Annotated in this window: 21 protein-coding genes and 1 other RNA gene; 16 read left to right on the forward strand and 6 right to left on the reverse strand. The window is 61.8% G+C overall.

Annotated elements, in window-relative coordinates; translation table 11 throughout:
* Window positions 1-9 precede the first annotated feature (9 nt).
* From OKB87_RS00225 to OKB87_RS00240, 4 genes are all read right to left on the reverse strand, one after another.
* The gene (locus tag OKB87_RS00225) at window positions 10-1,992 is read right to left on the reverse strand and encodes an acetyl/propionyl/methylcrotonyl-CoA carboxylase subunit alpha (RefSeq protein ID WP_270826087.1); all 1,983 of its coding nucleotides are present in this window, start codon (window positions 1,990-1,992) and stop codon (window positions 10-12) included.
* Window positions 1,993-2,101: 109 nt separating this feature from the next.
* A complete protein-coding gene (locus OKB87_RS00230; RefSeq protein WP_118881133.1) occupies window positions 2,102-2,941 on the reverse strand; it encodes an enoyl-CoA hydratase-related protein in 840 nt (279 codons plus the stop codon).
* 9 nt (window positions 2,942-2,950) lie between these two features.
* Complete coding sequence (locus OKB87_RS00235; RefSeq protein ID WP_270826088.1) at window positions 2,951-4,552, reverse strand: carboxyl transferase domain-containing protein; 1,602 nt, start codon at window positions 4,550-4,552, stop codon at window positions 2,951-2,953.
* The gene (locus tag OKB87_RS00240) at window positions 4,549-5,697 is read right to left on the reverse strand and encodes an isovaleryl-CoA dehydrogenase (RefSeq protein WP_270826089.1); all 1,149 of its coding nucleotides are present in this window, start codon (window positions 5,695-5,697) and stop codon (window positions 4,549-4,551) included. The genes OKB87_RS00235 and OKB87_RS00240 overlap by 4 nt, the downstream gene beginning before the upstream one ends.
* A gap of 245 nt (window positions 5,698-5,942) precedes the next feature.
* Between OKB87_RS00240 and OKB87_RS00245 the strand changes: the two genes are divergently transcribed.
* The 10 genes from OKB87_RS00245 (at window position 5,943) to OKB87_RS00290 (ending at window position 16,702) form a co-directional block, all read left to right on the forward strand.
* Window positions 5,943-7,454: a CoA-acylating methylmalonate-semialdehyde dehydrogenase gene (locus OKB87_RS00245; protein ID WP_270826090.1), complete on the forward strand. Its 1,512-nt coding sequence runs from the start codon at window positions 5,943-5,945 to the stop codon at window positions 7,452-7,454.
* Between the two features lie 65 nt (window positions 7,455-7,519).
* The gene (locus OKB87_RS00250; protein ID WP_270826091.1) at window positions 7,520-8,677 is read left to right on the forward strand and encodes an acyl-CoA dehydrogenase family protein; all 1,158 of its coding nucleotides are present in this window, start codon (window positions 7,520-7,522) and stop codon (window positions 8,675-8,677) included.
* A gap of 140 nt (window positions 8,678-8,817) precedes the next feature.
* A complete protein-coding gene (locus OKB87_RS00255) occupies window positions 8,818-9,621 on the forward strand; it encodes an enoyl-CoA hydratase (RefSeq protein ID WP_270826092.1) in 804 nt (267 codons plus the stop codon).
* 68 nt (window positions 9,622-9,689) lie between these two features.
* Window positions 9,690-10,793: an enoyl-CoA hydratase/isomerase family protein gene (locus tag OKB87_RS00260; RefSeq protein WP_270826093.1), complete on the forward strand. Its 1,104-nt coding sequence runs from the start codon at window positions 9,690-9,692 to the stop codon at window positions 10,791-10,793.
* A 27-nt stretch (window positions 10,794-10,820) separates the two neighbouring features.
* Window positions 10,821-11,741, forward strand: coding sequence for a 3-hydroxyisobutyrate dehydrogenase (mmsB, locus tag OKB87_RS00265; protein ID WP_270826094.1), 921 nt, complete (start codon window positions 10,821-10,823; stop codon window positions 11,739-11,741).
* Between the two features lie 71 nt (window positions 11,742-11,812).
* A complete protein-coding gene (locus OKB87_RS00270) occupies window positions 11,813-12,574 on the forward strand; it encodes an SDR family oxidoreductase (RefSeq protein ID WP_104467483.1) in 762 nt (253 codons plus the stop codon).
* 389 nt (window positions 12,575-12,963) lie between these two features.
* Window positions 12,964-14,400: an arginine-ornithine antiporter gene (arcD, locus tag OKB87_RS00275; protein WP_029300698.1), complete on the forward strand. Its 1,437-nt coding sequence runs from the start codon at window positions 12,964-12,966 to the stop codon at window positions 14,398-14,400.
* 90 nt (window positions 14,401-14,490) lie between these two features.
* Window positions 14,491-15,279, forward strand: coding sequence for a sulfite exporter TauE/SafE family protein (locus OKB87_RS00280; protein WP_270826095.1), 789 nt, complete (start codon window positions 14,491-14,493; stop codon window positions 15,277-15,279).
* Between the two features lie 102 nt (window positions 15,280-15,381).
* An RNA gene (gene ffs, locus OKB87_RS00285) (signal recognition particle sRNA small type) lies at window positions 15,382-15,478 on the forward strand.
* Between the two features lie 84 nt (window positions 15,479-15,562).
* Window positions 15,563-16,702, forward strand: coding sequence for a site-specific integrase (locus tag OKB87_RS00290; protein WP_270826096.1), 1,140 nt, complete (start codon window positions 15,563-15,565; stop codon window positions 16,700-16,702).
* 196 nt (window positions 16,703-16,898) lie between these two features.
* Here the strand turns inward: OKB87_RS00290 and OKB87_RS00295 are convergent, their stop codons facing one another.
* Both OKB87_RS00295 and OKB87_RS00300 read right to left on the reverse strand, forming a co-directional pair.
* The gene (locus OKB87_RS00295; protein ID WP_270826097.1) at window positions 16,899-17,069 is read right to left on the reverse strand and encodes a hypothetical protein; all 171 of its coding nucleotides are present in this window, start codon (window positions 17,067-17,069) and stop codon (window positions 16,899-16,901) included.
* Entirely contained in the window at window positions 17,066-19,555 is a 2,490-nt protein-coding gene (locus OKB87_RS00300; RefSeq protein ID WP_270826098.1) for a phage/plasmid primase, P4 family, read from the reverse strand. The genes OKB87_RS00295 and OKB87_RS00300 overlap by 4 nt, the downstream gene beginning before the upstream one ends.
* A gap of 479 nt (window positions 19,556-20,034) precedes the next feature.
* Between OKB87_RS00300 and OKB87_RS00305 the strand changes: the two genes are divergently transcribed.
* The 6 genes from OKB87_RS00305 (at window position 20,035) to OKB87_RS00330 (ending at window position 25,826) form a co-directional block, all read left to right on the forward strand.
* Window positions 20,035-22,071, forward strand: a complete 2,037-nt coding sequence (locus OKB87_RS00305; RefSeq protein ID WP_270826099.1) for a type VI secretion system Vgr family protein — start codon at window positions 20,035-20,037, stop codon at window positions 22,069-22,071.
* 1 nt (window position 22,072) lies between these two features.
* On the forward strand, window positions 22,073-22,798 hold the full coding sequence (locus tag OKB87_RS00310) for a DUF4123 domain-containing protein (protein WP_270826100.1): 726 nt from the start codon (window positions 22,073-22,075) through the stop codon (window positions 22,796-22,798).
* Window positions 22,795-23,313 carry a hypothetical protein gene (locus OKB87_RS00315; protein WP_270826101.1) on the forward strand — a complete coding sequence of 173 codons (519 nt, stop codon included), beginning with the start codon at window positions 22,795-22,797 and terminating at the stop codon, window positions 23,311-23,313. The genes OKB87_RS00310 and OKB87_RS00315 overlap by 4 nt, the downstream gene beginning before the upstream one ends.
* Before the next feature lie 121 nt (window positions 23,314-23,434).
* Entirely contained in the window at window positions 23,435-23,953 is a 519-nt protein-coding gene (locus OKB87_RS00320) for a hypothetical protein (protein WP_270826102.1), read from the forward strand.
* Window positions 23,950-25,653, forward strand: coding sequence for a DUF2235 domain-containing protein (locus tag OKB87_RS00325; protein WP_270826103.1), 1,704 nt, complete (start codon window positions 23,950-23,952; stop codon window positions 25,651-25,653). The genes OKB87_RS00320 and OKB87_RS00325 overlap by 4 nt, the downstream gene beginning before the upstream one ends.
* Entirely contained in the window at window positions 25,650-25,826 is a 177-nt protein-coding gene (locus OKB87_RS00330; protein WP_270826104.1) for a hypothetical protein, read from the forward strand. The genes OKB87_RS00325 and OKB87_RS00330 overlap by 4 nt, the downstream gene beginning before the upstream one ends.
* The last annotated feature ends 2 nt before the right edge of the window (window positions 25,827-25,828 follow it).

The following is a 25,828-nucleotide window of genomic DNA, read 5'->3' on the forward strand; positions in this document are numbered from 1 at the left end:
CTCCTCTGTTCATGATCTACTCGCTTGTTGGTTGATGGCGTTCTCCTTTGGGGCGGCATCGGCAAAGCGCACCAGCAGGGCGCCCTGACTCACCTGTTCGCCCTGGCGGCACTGCAGCGCCTCGATCACCCCATCCCGATCGGCCTTGAGGACGTGCTCCATCTTCATCGCCTCCAGCACCAGCAGGGGCTGCCCCTTGCTGACCGGCTGGCCGGCCTCGACCTGCAATGCCACGACGATGCCGTGCATGGGGGCCAGGATGCCGGGGGCGTCGCCGGCCTCGTGATCATGGTGCAGCTGATGATGCTGATCATCGGCCGAGAAGCGGATGCGCCTGCCCGCCAGGTGCAGCAGATAGTCGCCCGCGCCGAGGGTATGCAGCGGGTAGCGCTGCCAGCTGCCGGCCTGCTGCAGACGAATATGATCCGCCCCGAGCTCGAACGGGATCTGCTCGCCCTGCCAGAACAGGTTGCCGGCCCGCTCGGCGAGGGTCAGCACGCGGGCCTCCTCGCCGATGCGCACCGCTGCGCTAAAGCTGCGGGTGGGGCCCAGCCGAAAGCCTGCGGCCTGCTGCCAGGGGGAGGCGCCGTGCTCGCGACTGGCGATCCAGAGGGCGGCGAGCGGCCAGGCCAGCGCCGGAACGGGCAGGGTGTCGGTGGGAATGGGCCACTGGGTGTGGTGGCCCATGGCCAATACCTCTGGCTCTTCGCACAGGCGCAGCAAAAGCGGGCCGTTGTGCACCAAGGGGCCGAGTTCCAGCGTCGCCAGCGCGTCGGCCAGGTTGGCAAAGGCCTCGATGCGGCTCGGTGCGTGGGCGATCAGCTTGGCGATCATGGGGTCGTAATAGGGGCTCACCGCATCGCCAGCGCCGACGCCGGTGTCGATGCGCACGCCAGCTGGCCAGTGGAGCCAATTGATGGGACCGCTGGCGGGCAGAAAACCGGTGGCCACGTCCTCGGCGTAGAGGCGCGCCTCCACCGCGTGGCCGCGCAGCACCACTTCCTCCTGGGTGAGCGGCAGCGGCTTGCCTTCGGCCACCGCCAGCTGCCAGGCCACCAGATCTTGGCCGGTGACGGCCTCGGTGACCGGGTGCTCCACCTGCAGCCGGGTGTTCATCTCCATGAAGAAGAACTCCTCCCCGCACAGCAGAAACTCGATGGTGCCGGCTCCCCGATATGTGATGGCCCGGGCAGCGGCGACGGCGGCTTCGCCCATGGCGCGGCGCAGCGCCGGTGCGATGTCGGGGGCGGGGGCCTCCTCGATCACCTTCTGGTGGCGGCGTTGCAACGAGCAGTCCCGGTCCCCCAGATAGATGGCGTTGCCAAGGGTATCGGCAAACACCTGCACCTCCACGTGGCGGGCGCGGGCGAGATAGCGATCCAGCAGCACGTGGTCGTCACCGAAGGCGGCGCTGGCCTCCCGCTTGACCGCCGCCAGGGCGTCGTCAAAGTCGGTCAGCTGATCGACCCGGCGCATCCCCTTGCCACCGCCGCCACTGGCCGCCTTGATAAGGAGCGGGAAGCCCACCTGGCGCGCCTGCTCGCGCAAAAAGTCGGGGTGCTGATCCGCGCCGTGATAACCGGGCAGCACCGGCACGCCGGCTGCCTGCATCAGCGCCTTGGCCCCCGACTTGTCGCCCATGGCGAGGATGGCGGCGCCGCTTGGGCCGACAAAGCGCACGCCTCGCTGCTCGCAGGCGGTGGCAAAATCGCTGTTCTCGGACAGGAAACCGTAGCCCGGGTGGATGGCGTCGGCGTTGGCCTGCTGGGCGATGCGCAGCACCTTGCCAGTGTCGAGGTAGCTCTCCCGGGCGGGGGCTGGCCCCAGATGCCAGGCTTCGTCGGCTTCCCGTACATGCATGGCGCGGGCATCGGCGTCCGAGTAGAGGGCGATGGTGTGAATGCCGAGGCGCCTCGCGGTCTTGATGATGCGCACGGCGATTTCGCCGCGATTGGCGATCAGCAGGCGCTTAATTGGAGTGTGATGGGTCATGCTGACTCCCTGTTGTTCAAGGCGCACAAGTGCGAAGCGTGTTGATCCACACGCCAGTTATATTGAGCACAGTTGGCGATCAGCAGGCGCTTGATGGGGTGGTATTGAGTCATGCTTCGTCCTTGAAACGGGGGCGCCAGGCGGGGGGGCGTTTGTCGAAGAAGGCTTGCATCCCCTCTTGGGCTTCAAGACCGACCCGTACCCGGGCGATGGTCTCGACGGTTTTCTCTTCGTGCAGGCTGGCGCCGTGGCTCTCGAGGGCGGCCAGCAGCCGCTTGGTCTCTTTCATCGCCTCTGGCCCGTTGCGGCACAGGCGCAGGGCCTGCGCGCGCCCTTCGGCCAGCAGCTGATCCGGCGGGCAGCGCCGGTGCGCCACGTTGAGGCGGCAGGCGGTCACCGCATCGAACGGTTCGGCGCAGAGCATTAGGGCGCGGGCCTGGCGCATTCCCATGGCGCGCACCACGTAGGGGCTGATCACCGCGGGCACCAGCCCGAGGCTCACCTCGGAGAGGCAGAAGCGGGCGTCATCGGCGGCCAGCACCAGATCGCAGGCACAGATGAGGCCCAGCGCTCCGCCGTAGGCGGCGCCCTGTACCAGCGCCACCGTGGGGAAGGGGAGCTCGTCCAGGGTTTGCATCAGCCGGGCCAGCACCCGGGCGTCTTCCCGATTGTGCTCGAAATCGGCATGAGCCAGGTTGCGCATCCAGTTGAGGTCGGCGCCGGCACAAAAATGCTTGCCTTCGGCCCGCAGCAGCAAGGCGTGGGGGCGATCGGCGAGGGTCTGGCCGTGGGTGTGGGCCAGCTCGTCGAGGCAGTCGAGCAACCCCAGCATGAGGTCGGCGTCGAAGGCGTTGTGGCGGGCCGGGCGGTCGAGCACCAGCTCGGCCAGCGGGCCATGTCGCTCCAGCCGAAAACCGGGCTGGAGAGCGTGACTGAGTGGATCGGACATGTGAACTCCTTACATCCGGAAGATGCCGTACTGTTCCGGGCCGGTCTCGGCCCCCTGACAGGCCGCCAGCGCCAACGCCAGCACGGTGCGACTCTGGGCCGGGTCGATGACGCCGTCATCCCACAGGCGAGCGCTGGCGTAGTAGGGGTGACCCTGACGCTCATACTGCTCGATCACCGGGGCGCGGATGGCGGCCGCCTCCTGCTCGCTCAATGGCTTGCCCTCAGCCGCCAGCTTGTCCCGGCGCACCTGCACCAGCACCCCGGCCGCCTGCTCGCCGCCCATGACGGAGATGCGGCTGTTGGGCCAGCTGAACAGAAAATCGGGGTCGTAGGCGCGCCCGCACATGCCGTAGTTGCCGGCACCAAAGCTGCCGCCGACGATCAGGGTGATCTTGGGCACCCGGCTGCAGGCCACGGCGGTGACCAGTTTGGCGCCGTGCTTGGCGATCCCTTCGCGCTCAGCTTGGCTTCCCACCATAAAGCCGGTGATGTTCTGTAAAAAGATCAGCGGGATGGCGCGCCGGTTGCAAAGCTGGATGAAGTGGGCCCCCTTCTGGGCGCTGTCGCTGTGCAGTACGCCATTGTTGGCGAGGATCCCCACCGGCATGCCGCAGATCCGGGCAAAGCCGGTCACCAATGTGGTGCCGAACAGCGCCTTGAATTCGTCAAAGTCCGAGCCATCCACCAGCCGGGCGATCAGCTCCCGGGCGTCATAGGGGCGCTTGAGGCTGGTGCCTACCAGGCCGTAGAGATCCTCGATGGGGTAGCAGGGGGGCTCATAGCCGGGGCTGGTCTCTACCGGCTCGTTGCCCAGGTGGGTCACCAGGGTGCGGGCGATGGTCAGGGCGTGGCCATCGTCGCGGGCCATGTGATCCGCCACCCCGGAATGGGCGCAGTGCACCTCGGCGCCGCCAAGGGCCTCGGCGCTGATCTCCTCGCCGGTGGCGGCCTTGACCAGCGGCGGGCCCGCCAGAAAGATGGTGGCCTGCTCCCTGACCATGATCGACTCGTCCGCCATGGCGGGCACGTAGGCGCCACCGGCGGTACAGAGCCCCATCACCACCGCCAGCTGGGGGATGTTCTGGGCCGACATGCGGGCCTGGTTGTAGAAGATGCGGCCAAAATGATCCCGGTCGGGGAACACCTCGTCCTGCATCGGCAGGAAGGCGCCGCCGGAATCCACCAGATAGAGGCAGGGGAGGCGCAGCCGCTCGGCGATGGCCTGGGCACGCAGGTGCTTTTTCACCGTGAGCGGGTAGTAGGTGCCGCCCTTCACGGTGGCATCGTTCACCACCAGCATGCACAGGCGCCCCGAGACCCGGCCGATGCCGGTGATGATGCCGGCGGCGGGCACCGGCTCGTCATAGACCTGCCAGCCGGCCAGCGCCGAGAGTTCGAGAAAGGGGGAGCCCGGGTCCAGCAGCTGGTTGATGCGCTCGCGGGGCAGCAGCTTGCCACGGGCCTGATGGCGGGCGTTGTTGGCAGCGCCCCCGCCCAAGGCTATCTCCTCCAGACGGGCATTGAGATCGTCGACCAGTGACTGCATGGCGGCCCGATTGGCCTCATAGTCGGGACTGGCGGTGTCGAGGCGGGAGTGGATCCTGCTCATGCGTTATCTCCCATCAGCTCGCGGCCGATGAGCCAGCGGCGGATCTCCGAGGTGCCGGCGCCGATCTCGTAGAGCTTGGCGTCCCGCAGCAGGCGGCCGGTGGGGTATTCGTTGATGTAGCCGTTGCCGCCGAGCAGCTGGATGGCATCGAGCGCCATCTGGGTGGCATTTTCGGCGGCAAACAGGATGGCGGCGGCGCAATCCTTGCGGCTGGTGCGGCCCTGATCGCAGGCGCTGGCCACCGAGTAGACCAGCGCCCGGCTGCTGGCGAGGCGGGTATACATGTCGGCGAGCTTGCCCTGCACCAGCTGGAACTCACCGATGGGCTGGCCAAACTGCTTGCGCTCGCGCGCATAGGGCAGCACCACGTCCATGCAGGCCTGCATGATGCCAAGGGGGCCGGCCGCCAGCACCACCCGTTCGTAATCCAGCCCGCTCATCAACACCTTGACGCCGCCGTGCAAGGGGCCCAGCAGGTTCGCTTGCGGCACCCGGCAGTTGTCGAACACCAGCTCGCAGGTGCTGGAACCGCGCATGCCGAGCTTGTCGAGCTTCTGGGCGGTGGAAAAACCGGGAGTCCCCGCCTCGACGATAAAGGCTGAAATCCCTTTGGGACCGGCGGCGGGATCGGTCTTGGCATAGATGACGAAGGTGTCGGCATCCGGGCCGTTGGTGATCCACATCTTGTTGCCATTGAGCACGAAGTGATCCCCCTCGCGCACTGCGGTGAGGCGCATGCTCACCACGTCGGAGCCAGCGCCCGGCTCGCTCATGGCCAGCGCCCCCACATGCTCGCCGCTCACCAGCGGGGGCAGGTAGCGCGCTTTCTGCTGCGGCGTGCCGTGGCGGTGGATCTGGTTGATGCAGAGGTTGGAGTGGGCGCCGTAGGAGAGGCCGACCGAGGCGCTGGCGCGGCTCACCTGCTCCATCACCAGCACATGGGCCAGATAGCCGAGGTTCACCCCGTCATACTCCTCTGCCACCGTGATGCCGTGCAGACCCAGCTCACCCATGCGGGGCCAGAGATCGCGGGGGAAGACGTTGCTCTGATCGATGTCGCTGGCGCGCGGCGCGATCACTTTCTGGCAGAAGGCCTCGACCTGCTCGGTCAGGGCGCACAGGGTCTCGTCCATCACTGCATGCATCCTTGCTCTCCTCATATGAAGGGGATGACAGCTTGGCGGCCGAGCTGAAACAGGGGGCCAAACTGGTCAGTCCATTTGTGATTTAAGTTTACGTTAGCGTAAACGTAAATTGATTGTTAGTCTAAGGTAAATTTGTTGCGCCATGACGGCAAGGGCGATTGCCCGGTCGTGATGGCCCCCGTCACAGGAGTGCCCATGGTCCGTTCGCAAGCGGCCCATGATGTGCCAGCAAGGAGAGAGTGCCCATGAACAACCATCAGACCCGGTTTGGCGACGTGCCACTGCACATCGGCGGGGAGGCGTACCCTTCCGCGAGCGAGCAGTGGATCGAGGTGACCGACCCGGCGGATCAGAGCCTGCTGGCGCGGGTGCCAAAAGCCACCTCGGCGGAAATTGAACTGGCGGTGCGCACCGCTCACGACGCCTATCTACTGTGGCGGGAGGTGCCGGCCTCCGAGCGAGCCCGGGTGATGTTCAACTACCAGCATCTCTTGAAGACGCATCACGACGAGCTGGCGGCCCTGCTGGCCCAGGAGACCGGCAAGAATCTGGCGGATGCCAAAGGAGATGTGTGGCGCGGCATCGAGGTGGTGGAGCAGGCCTGCGCCATCGCCAGTCAGACCCTGGGGGAGACCATGGGCAACGTGGCGCGACGGGTCGACGGCCACTCCTGGGTGCAGCCTCTCGGGGTCTGCCTTGGTATCACTCCTTTCAACTTTCCGGCCATGATCCCGCTCTGGATGTTCCCGCTGGCGGTGGCTTGCGGCAACGGCTTCGTGCTCAAGCCCTCCGAGCAGGATCCGCTCACCCCCATGCGGCTGGCCGAGCTGTTTGCCGAGGCGGGAGCCCCCAGGGGCATTCTGTCGGTGGTGCACGGCGGCGCCGAGCAGGTGGATGCACTGCTGGCCCATCCCGACATCAAGGCGGTCAGTTTCGTCGGCTCGGCCCGGGTCGGCGGCCACGTCTATCGCAGCGCCACTTCCCGGCTCAAGCGGGCCCAGTGTTTTGTCGGGGCCAAGAACCACATGGTGATCATGCCGGATGCCAACAAGGCGCAGGTGCTGAGCAACCTGGTGGGGGCCGGGGTCGGCGCCGCCGGTCAGCGCTGCATGGCCATCAGCGTGGCGGTGTTCGTGGGCAGTGCCCGGGAGTGGATCCCCGAGCTCGCCGCCGAGTTCGCCAAGGTGAAACCCGGCGTCTGGCACGATCCCGAGGCCGCCTACGGCCCCCTGATCAGCCCGGAGGCCAAAATCAGGGTGGAGGGGCTCATCGAGGCGGGGATCGCCGAGGGCGCCGAGTGCCTGCTGGACGGCCGTTTTTGCGACGTGCCCGGCTACCCGGTGGGCAACTGGGTGGGGCCGACCCTGTTTCGCGGCGTGACCCCCGAGATGCGCATCTACCAGGAGGAGATCTTCGGGCCCGTGCTGGCCTGTCTCGAGGTGGCGAGCCTCGATGAGGCGCTCGCCCTCATCAACGACAACCCCTACGGCAACGGCACCTCCATCTTCACCAGCTGTGGCGCTGCTGCCCGCAAGTTTCGTCACGAGGTGGCGGTGGGCCAGGTGGGGATCAACGTCCCCATCCCGGTGCCGCTGCCGTTCTTCTCCTTCACCGGCTGGCGCGGCTCTTTCTACGGGGATCTGCACGCCTACGGCAAGCAGGCGGTGCGTTTTTACACCGAGACCAAGACGGTCACTGAACGCTGGTTCGACGAAGACATTCCCGGCGGCCCCAACATGACCATTCAGCTGCGCTGATGGCAGGTTGCCCGGGCGCACCCACTGACAGAAACGGATCGAACAAATACAAGGAAGCGAACAAGATGGATTTTACGTTGACCCCGGATCAGCAGGCCTATGTGGAGGCCGCCAGCGCTTTTGCCGAGGAGGCGCTCAAGCCCCATGCCGCGCGCTGGGACAAGGAACATGAGTTTCCCATCCCTACCATCAAGCAGGCGGCGGCGCTTGGCTTCTGTGGCCTCTACACCCCGGAGCAGTATGGCGGCCTCGGCCTGCCGAGGCTCGATGCCAGCCTCATCTTCGAGCGCCTCGCCATGGGCTGCACCTCCACCACCGCCTATCTGACCATCCACAACATGGTGAGCTGGATGCTGGGCAGCTGGCTGCCTCCCGAGGTGGCCGAGGAGTGGGTGCCAAGGCTTGCCGGCGGCGAACTGCTGGGCTCCTACTGCCTCACCGAGCCGGGCGCCGGATCCGATGCCGCGGCCCTCAAAACCCGCGCCGTGCGCGATGGCGAGGATTACCTTCTCGACGGCAGCAAGGTGTTCATCTCGGGCGCTGGCAGCACCGACGTGCTGGTGGTGATGGCCCGCACCGGTGGTGAGGGGGCGAAGGGGATCTCCGCCTTCATGGTACCGGCCCAGACCCCCGGCGTGAGTTATGGCAAGGCGGAAGAGAAGATGGGCTGGAACAGCCAGCCGACCCGGGAGGTGAACTTCAGCGCCGTGCGCATCCCCGCCCGTTACCGGCTGGGGCAGGAGGGGGAAGGGTTCAAGTTCGCCATGCAGGCGCTCGATGGCGGGCGCATCAACATCGCCACCTGTTCTGTCGGCACCGCCCAGCAGGCCCTCAACGATGCCCTGGCTCATGTGCAGCAGCGCCAGCAATTTGGCCACCCGATCAGCGAATTTCAGAGCGTGCAGTTTCGCCTGGCCGACATGGCCACCGAACTGGCCGCTGCCCGGCTGCTGGTACGCCAGGCGGCCGCCTGGCTCGATGCCGGAGCGCCGGACAAGAGCGCCTGGTGCGCCATGGCCAAGCGTTTTGCCACCGACGTGGGTCACCGCGTCTGCGACGACGCCCTGCAACTCTTTGGCGGCTATGGTTATATCCGCGAGTACCCGCTCGAGCGCTACCTGCGCGATACCCGGGTCCACCGCATTCTGGAAGGGACGAATGAAGTGATGCGGCTCATCATCGCCCGCCGTCTGCTGGCCGAGCCCGGGCTGGCGCTGGAGTAGCGAGGTGGGGCCGCCGTACCCGGCAGCCCGCCCTGACGACGGGGCTGGCGTGGCGCGTCGTCAGGCTTTGTGAGCCAGCCGCAGGTCGGCTCCATTCAACCCTGTCATCATGGGGCAGGTTTTTTGACAAGGACAACGCAATGACAAGGATCAGGCTCGAATATCACGGTCACGTGGCCTACATCACCCTCGACCATCCTCCCGCCAACACCTGGACCCTCGCCAGCCTGCAGGCCTTCCTGCAGATGATGGTGGAGCTCGACAGCCGCCCCGACGTGGTGGCGCTGGTGATCCGCGGGGCCGGGGACAAATTCTTCTGTGCCGGCGCCGACCTCAACATGTTTGCCGACGGCAACCTGGAGCACGCCCGCGAAGTGGCCGAGGCTTTTGGCCGCGCCTTCGAGGCGCTGGCCCGCTTTCACGGGGTCAGCATCGCCGCCATCAATGGCTACGCCATGGGGGGGGGCCTGGAGGTAGCGCTGGCCTGCGACATCCGCATTGCCGAGCAGCAGGCCAAGCTGGGCTTGCCGGAGGCCTCGGTGGGCTTGCTGCCCTGCGCTGGCGGCACCCAGCGCCTGACCGAACTGGTGGGGCCGGGCTGGGCCAAGCGGATGATCCTCTGCGGCGAGAAGGTGAGCGCCACCCTGGCCTACGAGATGGGGCTGGTGGAGGAGGTGGTGAAGGAGGGCCACGCCTGGGAGGCGGCGCACCAGATGGCCCAGCTGGTGGAGCGCCAGAGCCCGAGTGCCCTGCGCGCCTGCAAGCAGCTCATCAATCAGGGGCGCAGCGGCCATCGGGACGCGGCGCTACCGCTCGAGCGCAGCCTGTTTCTCACCCTGTTTGACGATGCCAACCAGCGTGAAGGGGTGGCCGCCTTCCTCGAGAAGCGATCCCCACGCTGGCATTACGACCAATCCAAGCCGGTAAAGAGTGAGGGTGTGTAGGATGAATGAGGTAATGATGGCGGCCCGCCATGTCTCAGGGGCTCGCACCCTGTCTGCGGGGGCTCGCCATGAGTGAGCCTGTGCGCATCGAGACCCACCCCACGGCGGATGGTCGTCACATTGGCATGCTGACCCTGGACAGCCCCGCCTCCCTCAACGCCCTGAGCCTTGAGATGATCCAGTTGCTGCAGGCGGCGCTGACCCGCTGGGAGCAGGATCCGGCCATCGTCTGCGTGCTGCTGCAGGGGGCCGGCGAGAAGGCGTTTTGCGCCGGTGGCGACATCCGCTCCTTCTACTACCGCAAACAGGAGGCGAGCGAGTCGGCACTGTTTGGCTATGCCCGCGACTTCTTCGAGCAGGAGTACCGGCTCGATCATCACATCCATCGCTACAGCAAGCCCCTCATCTGCGTGGCGGACGGCATCTGCATGGGGGGCGGCATCGGTCTCTTTGCCGGGGCTAGTTTTAGAGTGGTGACCGAAAAGAGCCTGTTCGCCATGCCGGAGGTGACCATAGGCCTCTACCCCGATGTGGGGGCCAGCTGGTTTTTGAGCCGCATGCCGGGGCGGCTCGGGCTCTGGCTGGGCCTCACCGGGGCCCGCTTCAACGGGGCGGACGCCATCGGCCTGGGTCTGGCGGATCACGCCATGGCGAGCCGCGAGCTGGCGGAGCTGCCGGCGCGCCTCGCCGCCCTCGACTGGTCCGGCGCTGCCGACGCCAGCGAGCAGATTGAGGGGCTGCTGGCCGGCTTGCAGCGATCCCTTGGCCAGACGCTGCCAGCCCCCGTGCTCTTGCCCCACCAGGCCCGCATCGATGCGATGTTGGCCGGCCGCTCCCTGCAAGGGGTGTTGGCACGCCTCGAGGGCACCGAGCTGGCCGAACCGGCGCTGGCCCATGCGCGGGAGACTTGCCAGAGCGGCAGCCCCATCAGCCGCGCCATCCTCTGGCGCCAGTTCTGGCAGGCTCGGCGCCAGTCGCTGGCCGAGGTGTTTGCCGACGAGCTGGCCCTCTCGGTCAACTGCGTGCTCAAAGGGGATTTCGTGGAAGGGGTACGGGCGCTGCTCATCGACAAGGACAAATCACCCCGCTGGCAGGCCCCGCAGACGGGCGAGGCCTGGCTGGATGACTTCTATCGCTGGCCCGAGGGGAACAACCCCCTGCGTCCCTGCTGACGGGCGATCACACACAAGGAACAGACCATGACAAGGATTGGATTTATCGGGCTTGGCAACATGGGAGGCCCCATGGCCGCCAACCTGGCCCGGGCGGGACACACAGTGCAGGTGTTTGATCTGGTGGCCGAGAGCCTGACCCGGGCCATCGAGGCCGGCTGTATCGCCGCCGGCGATGCCCGCGAGGTGGTGAGCGGTTGCGAGCTGGTGATCAGCATGCTGCCGGCGGGCGAGCATGTGCGCAGCCTCTGGCTGGGCGAGAGCGCCGGTGAACGGGGCGGGCAGGATCTGCTGGCGGCCCTGCCGCTCGGCGCCCTGGTCATCGACTGCTCCACCATCGACGTGGCCTCGGCCCGTCAGGTGGGGGCGGCGGCGCAGGCGCGCGGCATCCGTTTTCTCGATGCCCCCGTCTCGGGGGGGGTGGCCGGCGCGGCGGCGGGTACGCTCACCTTCATCGTCGGTGGCGAACAAGCGGATTTTGAGTCGGCCAAACCCGTGCTTGCCTGCATGGGGCAGAACCTGTTTCACGCCGGGGCGCTCGGCGCCGGCCAGATCGCCAAGATGTGCAACAACATGCTGCTCGCCATCCACATGGCGGGCACTGCCGAGGCGCTGGCGCTCGGGGTCAAGGAGGGGCTGGATCCGGGGGTGCTCTCCACCATCATGGGCAAGAGTTCGGGCAACAACTGGAGTCTCGAGCGCTACAACCCCTGGCCCGGGGTGATGGAAAACGTACCGGCGTCGCGCAACTATCAGGGGGGCTTCATGACCCGGTTGATGGTCAAAGACCTAGGGCTCGCCATGGCCCTGGCCGAGCATGCCCACAGCGCCGTGCCCATGGGGGCCCTGGCCCGCAACCTCTTCAACCTGCACGCCACCAAGGGGCAGGGGGCTCGGGATTTTTCCAGCATCGTCGAACTCTATCTGGACAAGACAGAGCCGGGTTAAGGGCCGCTATCTACCTTTTTACCCGATAGTCTTTGACTCGACAGTCACCGGCCATCTCACCAGGAGCATTTATGGATATCACACAGAAAGTCATCGCCATCACGGGGGCGGGCAGGGGGCTGGGCCGCGCCATCGCCCTGAGTCTGGCGGAGCAGGGGGCGCAACTTGCGCTCATCGACGTCAACCGCACCGATCTGGAGGTGACCGAGGCGGAAGTGCGCAGCCGTGACGGCCAGTGCGCCCTGTTCGTCTGCAACGTGGCGAGCGAGCCGGAGGTCGAGGCGACCTTCGCCGCCATCAAGGGGCAGTTTGGTGCCCTGCACGGCCTCATCAACTGCGCCGGCATTCTGCGCGACGGCATGCTGATCAAGGTGAAGGAGGGGGCGCTGACGGAGAAGATGAGCCTGGCCCAGTGGCAGAGCGTCATCGACGTCAACCTCACCGGCACCTTCCTGTGCGGGCGCGAGGGGGCGGCGCTGATGGCCACCGGCGGGGAGGGGGGGGTCATCATCAACATCTCCTCCATCGCCCGCGCCGGCAACATCGGCCAGAGCAACTATGCCGCCAGCAAGGCGGGGGTGGCCTCGCTGGTGGTCACCTGGGGGAAGGAGCTGGCCCGCCACGGCATCCGGGTGATGGGTATCGCTCCCGGGGTGTTTGCCACCGACATGACGGCGGCGATGAAGCCGGAGGCGATGGCCCGCATGCAGCAGGCCATCCCGGTGGGGACCCTCGGGCAGGCGGCACAGCTGGCCCAGACGGTGCATTTTATTCTCGCCAATGACTATTTGTCTGGGAGGATGATCGAGCTGGACGGCGGCTTGCGCCTCTGAATATCGGCGCTCTGTTGCAGATGCCCCTGGCCCCCGGCGCAGGGGCATTTTTATTGAAACGTTTGTCAGCAGCCGGGTTTGTCGACCTCGGCTGCAAGCTGCATTCTCATGCAGGTCTGATCCGTAAAAACGGGGCTCAGGTCATGGAAAAATGTGAAATATCAACGGGTCTTTCTTAATTTGAACCAGCTCACAGGCCCCCGGGGTCAGTGCTGTAAAATTGCGCGCGGTCAAGACGGTGCATGATTGACGGTACGAGGGATTGCGGTCGGAATAGTCATGCAATATAGTTGCCGCCTTTTTCACGGGGTACGGATTTCTAGCCCCTCCCATATTGCGCGCAGTATGAATACGGACGCTCTGCCGCCGCCTAATTAAACAGGATTGAGATGGACAAGAAACTGGGGCTTGGTGCCCTCATCTCGCTGGTGATCGGCTCCATGGTCGGTGCCGGAGTCTTCAGTCTGCCGCAAAACATTGCCGCTCATGCCAGTGCCGGGGCCGTCGCGCTGGGATGGGCCATCACCGGTATCGGCATGATCTGCCTCGCGCTGGTGTATCAGAACCTCTCCATGCGTCGCCCGGATCTCGATGGCGGTATCTTCAGCTATGCCAAGGCCGGTTTCGGTGATTTCATCGGCTTCAACGCCGCCTGGGGCTACTGGCTCTGTCAGCTGCTGGCCAACGTCTCCTACGCCATCGTGGTGTTCAGTGCGCTGAGCTACTTCTTCGACACGCCGGACAAGGTGATCTTCGGTGACGGCAACACGCCGGTGGCCATCACGCTCGCCTCCCTGCTGATCTGGTCGGTGCACGCCCTGGTGCTGCGCGGCATTCAGGTGGCGGCGCTGGTCAACATCGTCACCACCATCGCCAAGATGGTGCCGCTCATCGTCTTCTGCGTGGCCATCCTGCTTGCCTTCAACATGGAGACCTTCACCCTGGATATCTGGGGTCAGGGCACCCCTGAGCTGGGCTCGGTGATGGATCAGGTCAAGTCCACCATGAAGGTGACGCTCTGGGTCTTCATCGGCATCGAGGGGGCCGTGGTGGTCTCCGCCCGTGCCCGTCATCGCAAGGACGTGGGCCGTGCCACCGTGCTGGCGCTGCTGGGTGCCCTGGCGCTCTACGTGATGGTGACCCTGTTCTCGCTGGGGGTCATGAACCAGCCGCAACTGGCGGCCCTCAAGAACCCCTCCACCGCCATGATCCTGGAGGCCGTGGTTGGCCCCTGGGGCGCCTGGCTCATCAACATCGGCCTGGTGATCTCGGTGATGGGAGCCTTGCTGAGCTGGACCGTGCTGGCGGCGGAAGTGCCCTACATCGCGGGTAAGACCGGCGTGTTCCCTGGCTGGTTTGCCAAGGAGAACAAGAACGGCTCGCCGCAGGTGTCGCTCTGGTGCTCCACCTGCCTGGTGCAGACCTTCCTCATCATCATCTACTTCCAGAGCAGCACCTATCTGGCGCTGGTCAACATTGCCACCTCGGCGGCGCTGGTGCCCTACGTCTTCTCCGGCGCCTACGGGCTGAAGCTGGCGCTGAAAGGGGAGACCTACGCAGGCCAGCCCCATCAGCGCAAGCGCGACCTGTTCCTGGCGCTGGTGGCCACCGGCTACGGCTGCTGGCTGGTCTATGCCGCCGGGGTTGAGTACCTGCTGCTGGTGGCACTGCTCTACAGCCCCGGCATCTTCATCTACTGGAAGGCGCGCCAGCACCACGGGCTGCGCGGCCTCAACCGGCTGGAGCAGGGGATGACGGCGGCCCTGCTCGGTTGCGCGGTGCTGGCCTTCTACAAGGTGATGGACGGTACCATTCCCTTGAGTTAACCGGCACAATAAAGAGATGGCCCAAGGGCCATCTCTTTTTTTATGTGCAGCGCCCTCTTTGTTCGCTGCAGCGCCTCGGAAGGAATTTTTATGCTGTTTATGGGTTATCTGCTGCTGGGGGCTTTCGCCGGCATGCTGGCGGGACTGTTCGGGATCGGCGGCGGCCTTATCATAGTGCCGGTGCTGGTGGTGAGCTTTCATGCGCAGGGGGTCGATCCCGATATCATCACCCATCTGGCACTTGGCACCTCGCTGCCGACCATGATCTTCACCGGTTTCAGTTCGCTGCGGGCCCATCAGGAGGCCGGAGCGGTCGACTGGGTGATGATCCGCAGGCTCGGTGCCGGCATGCTGCTTGGCGCCTGGCTCGGCGGTATGACCGCCAATCTGCTCAGTGCCAGCACCCTCAACATCATCATTGGCTGCTTTGCCTGGATCATGGCGCTGCAGATGGGGCTCAATCTCAAGCCCAAAGCGGAGCGCCATCTGCCGGGAGCGCTCGGTACCGGCATCGCAGGCACCGTTATCGGCTGGATGTCGGCACTATTTGGCATAGGTGGTGGCTCGCTCACCGTGCCTTATCTGAGCTGGAACAGCGTGCCGATGCGCAACGCGGTAGCGGCCTCTGCTGCCTGTAGCATGCCGATCGCGCTGGCGGGTAGCCTGAGCTATCTCTATGCCGGATGGGGGCATGCGGATCTGCCCGAGTGGAGTGTGGGCTACATCTATCTGCCAGCCCTGATTGGTATTGTGCTCACCAGTACCCAGTTTGCCCGGGTGGGGGCCAAACTGGCACACAGACTCTCTCCGCAGCGACTCAAGCAGGCATTTGCCCTGCTGATGCTGCTGGTGGGGGCGAAATTCATGCTGTTTAGCTGAACCCTTGGCCAGTTTGTTGAAAAATAAGGCAAACGATCTGTTGGAGGGCAGAAAGCCATTGCATTGAACGCCCAGTTTGCCTATTCTCCTCGCCGGTGGTCCTATTGGTCCTCTCGCATTGATAACCCGTCGACCTGGTCAGGACCGGAAGGTAGCAGCCAAGGCGGGGGACTCGAGTGCCGGGATGTGGCTGGTAGGGCCACCACTTGTTTCTGCAATTCAATAAGTTAGCTTCCTAAAGCCCTTGGTCATCCACTTTGTGTGGACGACAAGGAGCTCATCAATGAATCTCTGGCTCAGTCCCCACGGCATCTGGTATTACCGGAAAGTCACCACGCTCCCCTGTGGTCGTCGTAAAGAGATCAAAAAATCCCTGCATACCCGAGACAAACTTTGTGCACGTCACAAGGTGACCCAGCTGCTTGCCTGCGTGCGTTCCAGACCCAAGCCCATTCAGTTGCCTGCAGACGTCAATGTTGCCCCACATGAGCAATCAGTAGCCCAGCCGATGACTCCGGCGACCAAACCGCGTGCTCCGCTCCTGTCGGTCTTGAGTGACCGCTATCTGAAAGAGAAGGCCCTCTCTTGGGCACCGAAAGAGCTCAGTAACCAGAAGAACTACATCGGTTCCTTTATCGAGGCGCTGGGTGATAGATCGGCCGCTGACTACGGCAAAGCGGACGTGGTCAAGTTCAAGGAGGAGCTGCTGAACTCCGGCAAGAGCCCGACCACCATCAACAAGTATCTCCAGAAGCTCTCCCTGCTGTTTAACTGGCTGGCTAACCATCAGGATGGGGTCATCAACCACTTCGCCGGATTGAAGCTACAGCGAGCCAAGGAGGTGAACTCACGAAGTGGGTACACAGCGGAAGAACGTCGCAAGTTTATCGGGTGGGCTAAGCAGCAAGAGCCCCACCGTAGGTGGATTGCTCTGCTGGGTCTGTTCACCGGAGCTCGTGCCAACGAAATCTGTCAGCTCTATGCCGATGATGTGCAACAGGTTGACGGTATATGGTGCCTGAATATTCGCAGCGAACGACCAGACCAGAAACTCAAGACGGCCAACAGTGCACGCCTCGTTCCTCTCCATCGACACCTCCTCCAGAGCGGTTTCATCGAGTTTGTGAAGGGGAGGGTAGGGGGACGCCTCTTCCCTGAACTGCAATATCGCCAGGATGGATACAGCCACCTGTGGGGGCAGTGGTTTAGCCGCCATCGCCCCGTCGACAAGGATTTCCACAGCCTGCGGCATACCGTGGGGACAGCCCTCAAAGATCACGGTGTGCCATTGCAGTATGCGGCGGCGATCTTGGGTCACACCAACGGGGCGATCAGCTATGACCGATATGGAGGGGATGTCTCGCTGGATAAGCTCCATGAGGTGATAGAGGCGGCCCTGTCATCCTTTGCTGATGCCGGATAAAGGGAAGGGTGGGTCTGCCTAGATGCTGAAATTTTGGCATTTTTAAGAACTTTTTCTACGAAGCCTCATACAGAAAAAGTTCTATAAATAGCTAAAATTTAAGCAGATTTACTGCTTGGTTTGGACCCTTCTCCTTTGTTGGCGGGCAAAACGGGAAAATCAAAAACGGCAGAGGGGCCCGCAGGCCCCCCATTCGTCATACTGTGTAGTTCGCTCCTGTCTCCGGCTGCTCTCGGTGGGTTGAGACCGTCATGTCCGCCATCTCGCTATCGAGCAGGGTCAATCCGATGACGGTTGCCTTGCTGTTATAGCGGGGGACAGCAAAGCCCTTCTCAATCAGCTTCTTCTTGAGGGCCAACTGCTTCATGGCCCATTCACCGTTCTGCTGTGCCCAGCGGCTGTAGACTGCGTAGACCTCGCTATGGGCACTTTGGCCCCGGCTCTGGTCTGTGTGCACTCTTCCAGGAAGCAGCCTACCATATCCGACTCGGCACGGTAGGTCTCGACATCCTGCTTGAGGCGAGCAGGAATCGATGCCTTGAGCCTCTGCTCTTGCCACATCTGGCAGCCCTGGATGGCCCAGTTCAGAATGCCTGGCATCTCGGCCCGTAGCTTCTCCATCAGCATGGGGTCCAGCTGTGCCTTCGTGAAGGAGGCATTGAAGGGCAGCATCAACATCCGACGCCACATGCCATTGCTGGTATCGCGGATCTCGGGCTTGTGGTTACCCACCATCACCAGAGAGAAGGATGGGCGGAACTCCATCTCCTTCTTGGCGTAGGGAGCACGAGCGACAATCACGTCATCCCCCGTCATGGCCTTCACCAGGTTCTCATCCATACGGGCCCCCTCTGGCAGCTCGTTGGCAACTACGAGGCGTGCATCTACCAGCTTAGTCAGGGACGGGTTCGGACCGGTATTGCCGTTGCGGTTGAACAGCAAGACGTTACTGCTGATCTGCCGACTGAACTCTCCCAGCAACTGCTGAATGACCGACATGAAGGTACTCTTGCCGTTGCAGCCGCCCCCGTGAAGGAAGAACAGGAGCTGTTCGTCGGTGCGGCCGGTGACCCAGTAGCCCACACAACGTTGCAGGAAGGCGGCATACTCGGCATCGTCACAGGTGATCTCGCTGATGAACTGTTCCCATCGCGGGCAGACAGCGGCTGGGTCATAGGCCACCGGACTATGGTGGGTAATCATGAATGCCCGTCTCGGTGCCAACAGGCGACCCGACTTCAGGTCGATGACACCGTTCGCCGTGCCCAACAGCATCGAATTGGCGTTTAGCTCGTGCAGTCTTGCCGTCATCATCGGCTTGGCCAGTTCCAGCATGTTCTGAATGCCAGCCCGGTTAAGGCTGCTAGAACCGTGTCTGAGCACTGCATAGGCCCAAGACAGCTCCTCTTTCTTGCACGCCTGCTTGATCAACATCTGTCCGATTTCCTGGATCTCTTTGCCCACGGTTTGAGCAAGGATCATGGGCGTCAAGTCATTCTGGGTCCAGTGCGTACCATCGAAGTAGATAAAGCCACCTAACTCAGGGACGAACTTCAGGTTATGCCCGTGCATCTGCACGAACCGTTCAGCGTTGGCCGAATCGTTGAGCTCGTTTTCAAAGATGGCAGTACGTGGCATGACCTTGACTACTTCCGGCTGCTGATCATCGTCCTGAACGGCTTCGGCTTCGGCTTCGGCTTCGGCTTCGGCTTCGGCTTCGACCTCAGCCACAGGCTCAACTAGGGTGAATGCCGCCACCAGTTCGGTCAGAGGCAAGGGGTTGTCGCCATGCAGGTATTCGTCGATGTCCTTCACGCAATCTGGCAGCTTGACTTGGGTCAACTTGAGGCCGAGTTGGGCCACCTTGGAACGGTACTTGTCGCCCGCTTCATCAGTGTCGAAGAAGGTTACGACGTCACGGTCAGCCAGCTCACGCTTCAACCACTCCAGCTGGGTCTGTGACAGCGTGCCAATGCTAGCCAGCACAGGGCCCGGCCAACCGGCATCTACTAGTGACAGGCGGTCATTCTCTCCCTCTACCAGGGCGACAGGACCTGGAGCATTCAGACACTCTTCCCCGTAGAACTGCACCCCGTTAAGCCAACAGGCGCTCGGCAGTTGGTACTGGTGCTGCTTGCTCGGGTCCTTGAAGGTGAAGCGACTGACTTGTCCGTTGCGGTCGAAGTGCGGGAACACATAGACACCGCTCGGGAAGAAGTCACGAAGCAGATCTGGGGCATCGTTGCGAAGCTTGACCAGACCGGAGGCAAGTCGCTCCTCTTGGCTGAACCCCGCATCCCTCAGAGCCTTGTTCAGGCCACCGGAGAAGCCGATTCCCAGCTCCACCAGCACCTCCTCAGAGTGGCCACGTAACTCCATCAGCTCCTCTACATCTAGGCGAGCCTGATAGTGGTTGGCGGCCAGTTTGAAGAGCTCTTGCAGGCGAGCTGGTGGGGCCGTGTAGATCGGCTGTTCCAGCTTCACCACTTTGCGAACGGTCGGGGCGACTGACAGCTCGCCCAGCAGAAGCAAGCGGGCTGCATCAGCAGGGCTACGGGCTTTGTCGCACTTGACGATCAGGTCGAGCACATCCCCATGTTCATTACAGCTAAAGCACTTAAACCTATCGTCGTCAGGATAGAGGGTGAAGCAGTCGTTATGGCCACACAGTGGGCAACTGGCATCGTCCAGTCGATAGGTGTTGGAGCCGACTTTCTTGACGTCTTGCTCGGTCAGAGCCGAGGCGACATCCATAATGGGGAACTGCTCTTTGACAGCAGCAAAGTTGATAGTCAGGGAGTGGCCTGCATCGGCCAGGGCAAATTCAAGGTCAAATTTGGTGGATTGAGACATGATGTCTCTCCTCTTAGATGACCGCTGCTGTGGAACTAAAATTAGGATGAGTGTGTTCCAAGCGGCGGTAATCAGGTCGGGTAATTGGCGCCCCCCGAGGGCTTATGGCGTGAGCCAAGGTGCGATGTGCGGGGGCGTCTGCCCGCCGACAACCCCGACTATACGGATCGGCAGAAGCAATACAACCCCTCTTTTTTCCTCCCCAAGACCCCATTTCGCGTTTTCGTTGTGAACAACGCAAAATCCATCGATATGAAATGTATTCATGACTTAGTCGTCATACATGCATCAAAGGAATATGTGGTCTAACATGCCAGACGATTCTGATTTCTTGACAGAAAATGTCGCATTTGGCCAAGAAGGATTGTTTTGACCTCTCCCGCATAGGTACAATCGAGTCGTTTTTTTCGAAAGTATCAACTTTATGCTTTGCCATCCGGCTATCAGTGGCCTGATTGCAAAGCACAAAGGAGTTGCTGATGGCAAATCAAACCGGACTTCAATTCACCGCAACCGTGGGGGCTCTCCCTGACAACACGTTTGCGGTCGCGGCGTTTGAGCTCGACGAACAACTGAACGCCCCTTTTTCTCTCTCCCTTGAGCTGGCTAGCCACCAGCCAGACATCGATTTCGTTGATGTGCTGGACAAGCCGTGCGAGCTGCTGGTGTGGTACAACGGCGAGCTACAGCGTCGGGTCTGTGGCGTTGTCAGCGAGTTTGCTCAAGGGGACAGCGGCTTTCGTCGTACTCGCTACAGCCTTGAAGTGAAACCTGCCCTGTGGCGGCTGGGCCTTCGCCAAAACTCCCGCATCTTCCAGGCACAGAAGCCGGATGAAATCCTCAGTATCCTGCTGCAAGAGCACGGCATCACCGACTATGCCTTTGCCCTCAAGCATGAACATGCTCAGCGGGAATACTGCGTCCAGTACCGTGAGACGGACATCGATTTCCTCAACCGGCTCGCCGCCGAAGAGGGGATGTTCTACTTCCACGAGTTTGAAGCGGGCAAGCACCGCATCGTCTTTGCAGATGATCCCGCAGCTCTTGGCAAGGGGCCGGAGCTGTTCTTCAACTCCGCCAATCAGACCCTTTCGCATGGCTCATTTGTCCGCAGCTTTCGCTATCTGGAAGCGGTTCGCCCCAGCGAGGTGGTCCTCAAGGATTACAGCTTCAAAACGCCTGATTATGCCCTTGCACATCAGAAAGAGGGCCGTGATCTGACGCATCAGCGGGATACCTACCAGCACTTCGATTATCCCGGTCGTTTCAAGCAGGACCCGAGTGGCAAGGCGTTTACCCAACATCGGCTGGATGCCCTTCGGGCTGATGCTGCCCGTGGACAGGGTCGCTCCAATGCGGCAGCACTGATGCCCGGCCAGACATTTTCCTTGAGCGAGCACCGAAATCCAGCCCTCAATACTGCTTGGCAGGTGGTGCAGGTCTTCCACACAGGCAAACAGCCCCAAGCCCTGGAAGAAGAGGGCGGTAGCGAACCGACCGTCTACTTTAACGACTTTCAGGTGGTCAAGGCAGACCGTCCTTGGCGAGCATTGATGCCCCACAAACCTATGGTGGATGGTCCCCAGATTGCTATCGTGGTAGGCCCTGAAGGCGAGGAGATTTACTGCGACGAAAATGGCCGGGTGAAGCTGCAATTCCCGTGGGACCGCTACAGTGATGGCCTAGACCAAAGCTCCTGCTGGGTACGAGTTTCGCAAGGTTGGGCCGGTGGTCAATACGGTATGATGGCCATCCCGCGTATCGGCCACGAGGTCATCGTAGAGTTTCTGGAAGGAGACCCTGACCAGCCTATCGTCACGGGCCGTACCTACCATGCTACTAACCGCCCGCCTTACGAGCTGCCAGCGAACAAGACCCGCACCGTGCTGCGTACCGAGACCCATCAGGGTGAGGGTTTTAACGAGTTGCGTTTCGAAGACCAAGCGGGACAGGAAGAGATCTATATCCACAGTCAGAAAGACCTCAACGTCCTGATCGAAAATGATGCAGCGTGGCACGTCAAGCATGACCAGCACACCGACATCGACAACGAACGGGTGACCCGTATCAAGGCCAATGACCACCTGACGGTAGAGGGTGAGAAGCGGGATCACATCAAGGCAGACTATTCGCTGACCGTAGATGCCTCCCTGCATCAGAAGCTGGGCCAATCCCTGCTGGTTGATGCTGGGCAAGAGGTGCACCTGAAATCCGGTAACAAGATCGTGCTGGAAGCCGGTGCCGAGCTGACACTCAAGGTTGGCAGCAGCTTTGTGAAGGTTGACCCCAGTGGGGTGACGCTGGTTGGTCCCAGCATCAAGATGAACTCTGGCGGCAGTCCGGGAGCTGGCTCTGGTTGGGCAGGCCAGATGCCGAGCTTACCCGGTGCGGTGGAGGTCGTCCCTCCACCCAAGCCCCCACTGTTTAAGGCCATGCCGCCCTTGGAAAAACCAGTCTGTATCCCTTGCATGCTGAGGGCCATGGCTCAGGGCGAGGCCGTGGTGAAGGGAGAGTAAGATGCTACCGGAATCAATCTGGCGTGAAGGAAAGACGGTAGCACTTCTCGAAGCGGCCCATCTCAGTGCCGAGCAGCGAGAGAGGTTGAGTGAGGGGCTGTTTTTGCCGCTCTATCTGCACGACGACCTGTTTGAGCTGGTCAATCTCGGCCCCTGGCTCTGGCTGTGCTCACAACAGGATGAAGGCTTGCTGGCCGAACTCGCCGAGCAGGGGCATGTCGTGGGGCTGATTGAAAGCGAGCGACCTGTAGAAGCACTGCAAGAGCAGTTGGCTCTGGGTGCAAGAGTGATAGAGCCGGGTGGCAAGTTCAGTATGCTGCTGCGGTTCTATACCCCTGATGCCTTGCCCTTGCAGCTTGAGCAGCAGGATGCCCCTTGGCTTGGTGGCCTCTTTGGCGGCATCAGTCGTTGGTGGCTGCGGGAGTGCAGTGGCAACTGGCGTGAGCTGGGCTTGTCTGCCCCCCCGGCAGAACCAGTCCTGGTGCAATTGACCCCGGCACTCTATCAAGCATTGGAAGGATCACCGCAAGCCCATCGACTGCTGGCCCTTTGGCAGTCAGGGGAGAACATCGGTCAGTTTCCGCCTTGTGAGCGGATGGCCATGGTGCGTAAAGCACTCGACAAGGCCAAGCTGGCAGGGGCAACCGATGCCCAACTCGTGCACTGGGGATTGGCCTATCTGGAAGGTGGGCATGCAGCCCTGGAAGAACAGAAGAGACAAGCATGAGTGTAGAAAGAAGCCTGACCCGATTTATTTCCACGATGGTCACGGCTGCGTGGGACTTGATGCCCCGCTGGGGGCGTTGGTTGAGTGCGATTGTACTGGTGCTCTGGCTGGGATGGACGTTTCTGTTGCAGGAGCGACATGGCGGGGCCTCTATCGTGCTCATGTCGGTGATTGACCGGCCCATCACTTACGTCTATGTCAATGGCAAGATGGGCAGCAACACAGATGCGTTTGACGGATTCAGTGCTGGCGGGGGCGGCAGTGCGGGCCCCTATCGGATTGAGGGCGATACGGTCGAGATCAAATGGGAGTTGGCGATGACCCGCAAGCAGTATGACGAGCTTGGTTACAGGCCAGAAGTGCATAAAGCGGTTTTGCCCATGCCCAAGCGGGAGAAGGGGCAGGATGATTTTTGTGTACTGATGCTGCCTGACAATACCCCGATGATTCGTTGGGCCCGTAGCTGCCCGGTTCAGATGGATAGCATTGTTGATACCTATCGGACGAGGAAATAGTGATGGTGGATTGGGATGATCTGAAGTGCCGTGTTGATCGAGAAGAGAGCCTAAATCAAGTCGGCATCGGCACCAGTTCGCTGGTTGAGCGTTTGGCCCAGGAAAAACGAAAGAGACAAGCATGAGTGTAGAAAGAAGCCTGACACGATTTATTTCCACCATGGTCACTGCTGCGTGGGACTTGATGCCCCGCTGGGGGCGTTGGTTGAGTGCCATTGTGCTGGTGCTCTGGCTGGGATGGACCTTTCTGTTGCAGGAGCGACATGGTGGGGCCTCTATCGACGTTGCTTCCGTGATGGATCGCCCCATCAGCTACGTCTACGTCAACGGTAAAATGGGCAGTAATGCGTTTGCGTTTGACGGATTAAATGCTGGCGGTGGTAGTGCTGGTCCCTATCGGATCGACGGCGACACGGTGAAGATCGATTGGGAACTCGATATGACCGAGGAGCAAGAGAAAGCAGGCTACCAATTTGAAAAGCACTCGGTCACCTTGCCCATGCCCAAACGGGAAAAGGGACAGGATGATTTCTGTGTATTGATGCTGCCTGACAATACCCCGATGGTACGCTGGGCCCATAGCTGCGTTGTAGAGATGGATAGTATCGTTGACACCTACCGTACGAGGAAAGGAAGATGATCGACCGGGATGATTTAGCTTGCCGTATAGCTCGTGAGGAGAGCCTCTATCAGGCGGGTATTGGCACCTGCTCTCTAGCATTGCAGATTGGTTTCTTCTTCGATGGTCGCCAGCGGAATATAAATGTTGATGAGGACAGTCAGCGGTTGACCAATGTAGGGCGTCTGTTTCGAGCGCATCCAAGGGAAATGACCGCAGCACTGACATCTTCATATACCTATGACAAAGTCTATATTCCTGGCTTGGGCACGCAGCTTGATGACACTACAGCTGAGCGACTAGACAGCATTCTGGATGCAAGGCAGAAGGCGTTGGCTGGCGATTACCTTGGCGATCTGAAAGGTCAGGCCAAAGAAACGGTGGTCGAGGCTGTCAAAGGGGATTGGAGCAAGGTTTTGACCAATAAGCTTGGCGATATGCTGACCCTGAAGAGCAGTTTCGAGGCGTCAGCCTCAGCGGCCAAAAATGCGGCCAAGCGAGCACTGGTCGAAGCGGTAGCTCCCATCAGGGATCTCCCGTGGGTAGCCGACTTGTTTATGACTGGGGTCGATGCCAGAGTCGATTATGCCAAGAATAAGTTCAAACTGAGCGTGTCCGCTTCCAAAGAACTGAACCAGCTTCCCATCAAGTTGATCCAGGTGTCGGTCTTCGGGGCCGAGCTGGGGGCGGCGCTGGCCCGCCGCTTTATCGAGGAGCTGCTGGAGTCGGTCTGTACCAAGGTGGGCAACGAGTACCGCTACGAGGAGAGTAAGGTCGAGGTGATCTTCGCTGGCCTCTTCGACAGCTCACGGCGTAGCCTGCTCGATATGGGGGATACTGTCGCCGAGGTGTCTGATTGGGCCAGTTTGCTCACCAAGAGCCCAGCTGCTGTGCCGTTAGGCGTGGTGGCGGGGGCCAAGGTGATCGACTATAACAAGCCCCTTCACCCAGCCGTCAAGCGAGCCCTGCATCTGGTAGCCGCCCATGAACGTCGTGACTATCGCCCCCTGCTGCCCCTTGGGCCGCTCAAGTCAGGTTGGCGGGAGGAACTCTGCCCAGGTATCAGCGAAGATGTTACTGGGGGCTTGCTGCCCAACGAGCAGCGGCCCAGTGCCGAGCTTTGCCGGGTGCCGCTTAGAAAAATGTTTGATACCGCTCGTCGGGCTCAGGTGCCGTTCCCTAACTTCCGCGCTTTGGAAAAAACATCCCGCAAAGTGGCGAGCTATTTCGTTATGCTGGACAACCTGGCCGGACGCTCGGTGCAGGATTTCAGTGACTATTACCAGAAGTGGGCCGGTCGGGCCGACCCGACTCCAGCAGGTTTCGAGCGGCATATGAACTGTTACTGCATCTGGCTCGGAGAAAAGCTGTTCGACTACCGGGCTCGCCTCGAGGTTGCTCGTGGTAGTGAACGCGATGAACTCAAGGAGCGTTGGGGTTGGCTTGAGCAGGTTGGCAGGGACGCAGAAGCCATAGTGGCGAATCAACCGACATGGAGCAAGACAGTGCAGGCAGCCAAAATAGTGTTGAACTTTAATGAATCCCTGCGAGTTCCACGTGTTGTTGACGCATTCTTCAACTATTTCATGCATGACTTCAGCTCGAAGGAGCTCAAGCACGCTACGCTCCACGCTCAGGCCCATACCATGCTCCGCAGCAACAACTTCTTCGTCCCCCGTGGCATTGAGACGGTGGAAGCTGATGAGGAGGCCGCAGCGTGAAGCAGTATCAAAACTGGCTGGCCCACTATCTGGTATGTCGCCGAGACGGTGATCACGCCATGGCCGCCGACTTGGCCCACTCTATCTGTCTGTTCTGGCAGGCACGCGATAATGCCACCGAACAAAAGAAGTGGGAGCAGGTATGGGAAAGCCATCTGGGACAGGTTGAGTAGGT

It is taken from the genome of Aeromonas sp. Y318-1 (genome assembly GCF_027706125.1).
In the GTDB taxonomy this organism is placed as follows: Bacteria; Pseudomonadota; Gammaproteobacteria; order Enterobacterales; family Aeromonadaceae; genus Aeromonas; species Aeromonas hydrophila.

What these genes read in the sequence shown, in the direction of transcription:
- OKB87_RS00320 (WP_270826102.1), top strand. Translation starts at nt 23,435, where the DNA reads ATGAGTGTAGAAAGAAGCCTGACACGATTTATTTCCACCATGGTCACT.
- OKB87_RS00290 (WP_270826096.1), top strand. Translation starts at nt 15,563, where the DNA reads ATGAATCTCTGGCTCAGTCCCCACGGCATCTGGTATTACCGGAAAGTC.
- OKB87_RS00280 (WP_270826095.1), top strand. Translation starts at nt 14,491, where the DNA reads ATGCTGTTTATGGGTTATCTGCTGCTGGGGGCTTTCGCCGGCATGCTG.
- mmsB (WP_270826094.1), top strand. Translation starts at nt 10,821, where the DNA reads ATGACAAGGATTGGATTTATCGGGCTTGGCAACATGGGAGGCCCCATG.
- OKB87_RS00305 (WP_270826099.1), top strand. Translation starts at nt 20,035, where the DNA reads ATGGCAAATCAAACCGGACTTCAATTCACCGCAACCGTGGGGGCTCTC.
- OKB87_RS00240 (WP_270826089.1), bottom strand. Translation starts at nt 5,697, where the DNA reads ATGCATGCAGTGATGGACGAGACCCTGTGCGCCCTGACCGAGCAGGTC.
- OKB87_RS00295 (WP_270826097.1), bottom strand. Translation starts at nt 17,069, where the DNA reads ATGAAGCAGTTGGCCCTCAAGAAGAAGCTGATTGAGAAGGGCTTTGCT.
- OKB87_RS00230 (WP_118881133.1), bottom strand. Translation starts at nt 2,941, where the DNA reads ATGTCCGATCCACTCAGTCACGCTCTCCAGCCCGGTTTTCGGCTGGAG.
- OKB87_RS00250 (WP_270826091.1), top strand. Translation starts at nt 7,520, where the DNA reads ATGGATTTTACGTTGACCCCGGATCAGCAGGCCTATGTGGAGGCCGCC.
- OKB87_RS00315 (WP_270826101.1), top strand. Translation starts at nt 22,795, where the DNA reads ATGAGTGTAGAAAGAAGCCTGACCCGATTTATTTCCACGATGGTCACG.
- OKB87_RS00300 (WP_270826098.1), bottom strand. Translation starts at nt 19,555, where the DNA reads ATGTCTCAATCCACCAAATTTGACCTTGAATTTGCCCTGGCCGATGCA.
- OKB87_RS00255 (WP_270826092.1), top strand. Translation starts at nt 8,818, where the DNA reads ATGACAAGGATCAGGCTCGAATATCACGGTCACGTGGCCTACATCACC.
- OKB87_RS00325 (WP_270826103.1), top strand. Translation starts at nt 23,950, where the DNA reads ATGATCGACCGGGATGATTTAGCTTGCCGTATAGCTCGTGAGGAGAGC.
- OKB87_RS00270 (WP_104467483.1), top strand. Translation starts at nt 11,813, where the DNA reads ATGGATATCACACAGAAAGTCATCGCCATCACGGGGGCGGGCAGGGGG.
- arcD (WP_029300698.1), top strand. Translation starts at nt 12,964, where the DNA reads ATGGACAAGAAACTGGGGCTTGGTGCCCTCATCTCGCTGGTGATCGGC.
- OKB87_RS00235 (WP_270826088.1), bottom strand. Translation starts at nt 4,552, where the DNA reads ATGAGCAGGATCCACTCCCGCCTCGACACCGCCAGTCCCGACTATGAG.
- OKB87_RS00310 (WP_270826100.1), top strand. Translation starts at nt 22,073, where the DNA reads ATGCTACCGGAATCAATCTGGCGTGAAGGAAAGACGGTAGCACTTCTC.
- OKB87_RS00260 (WP_270826093.1), top strand. Translation starts at nt 9,690, where the DNA reads ATGAGTGAGCCTGTGCGCATCGAGACCCACCCCACGGCGGATGGTCGT.
- OKB87_RS00225 (WP_270826087.1), bottom strand. Translation starts at nt 1,992, where the DNA reads ATGACCCATCACACTCCAATTAAGCGCCTGCTGATCGCCAATCGCGGC.
- OKB87_RS00245 (WP_270826090.1), top strand. Translation starts at nt 5,943, where the DNA reads ATGAACAACCATCAGACCCGGTTTGGCGACGTGCCACTGCACATCGGC.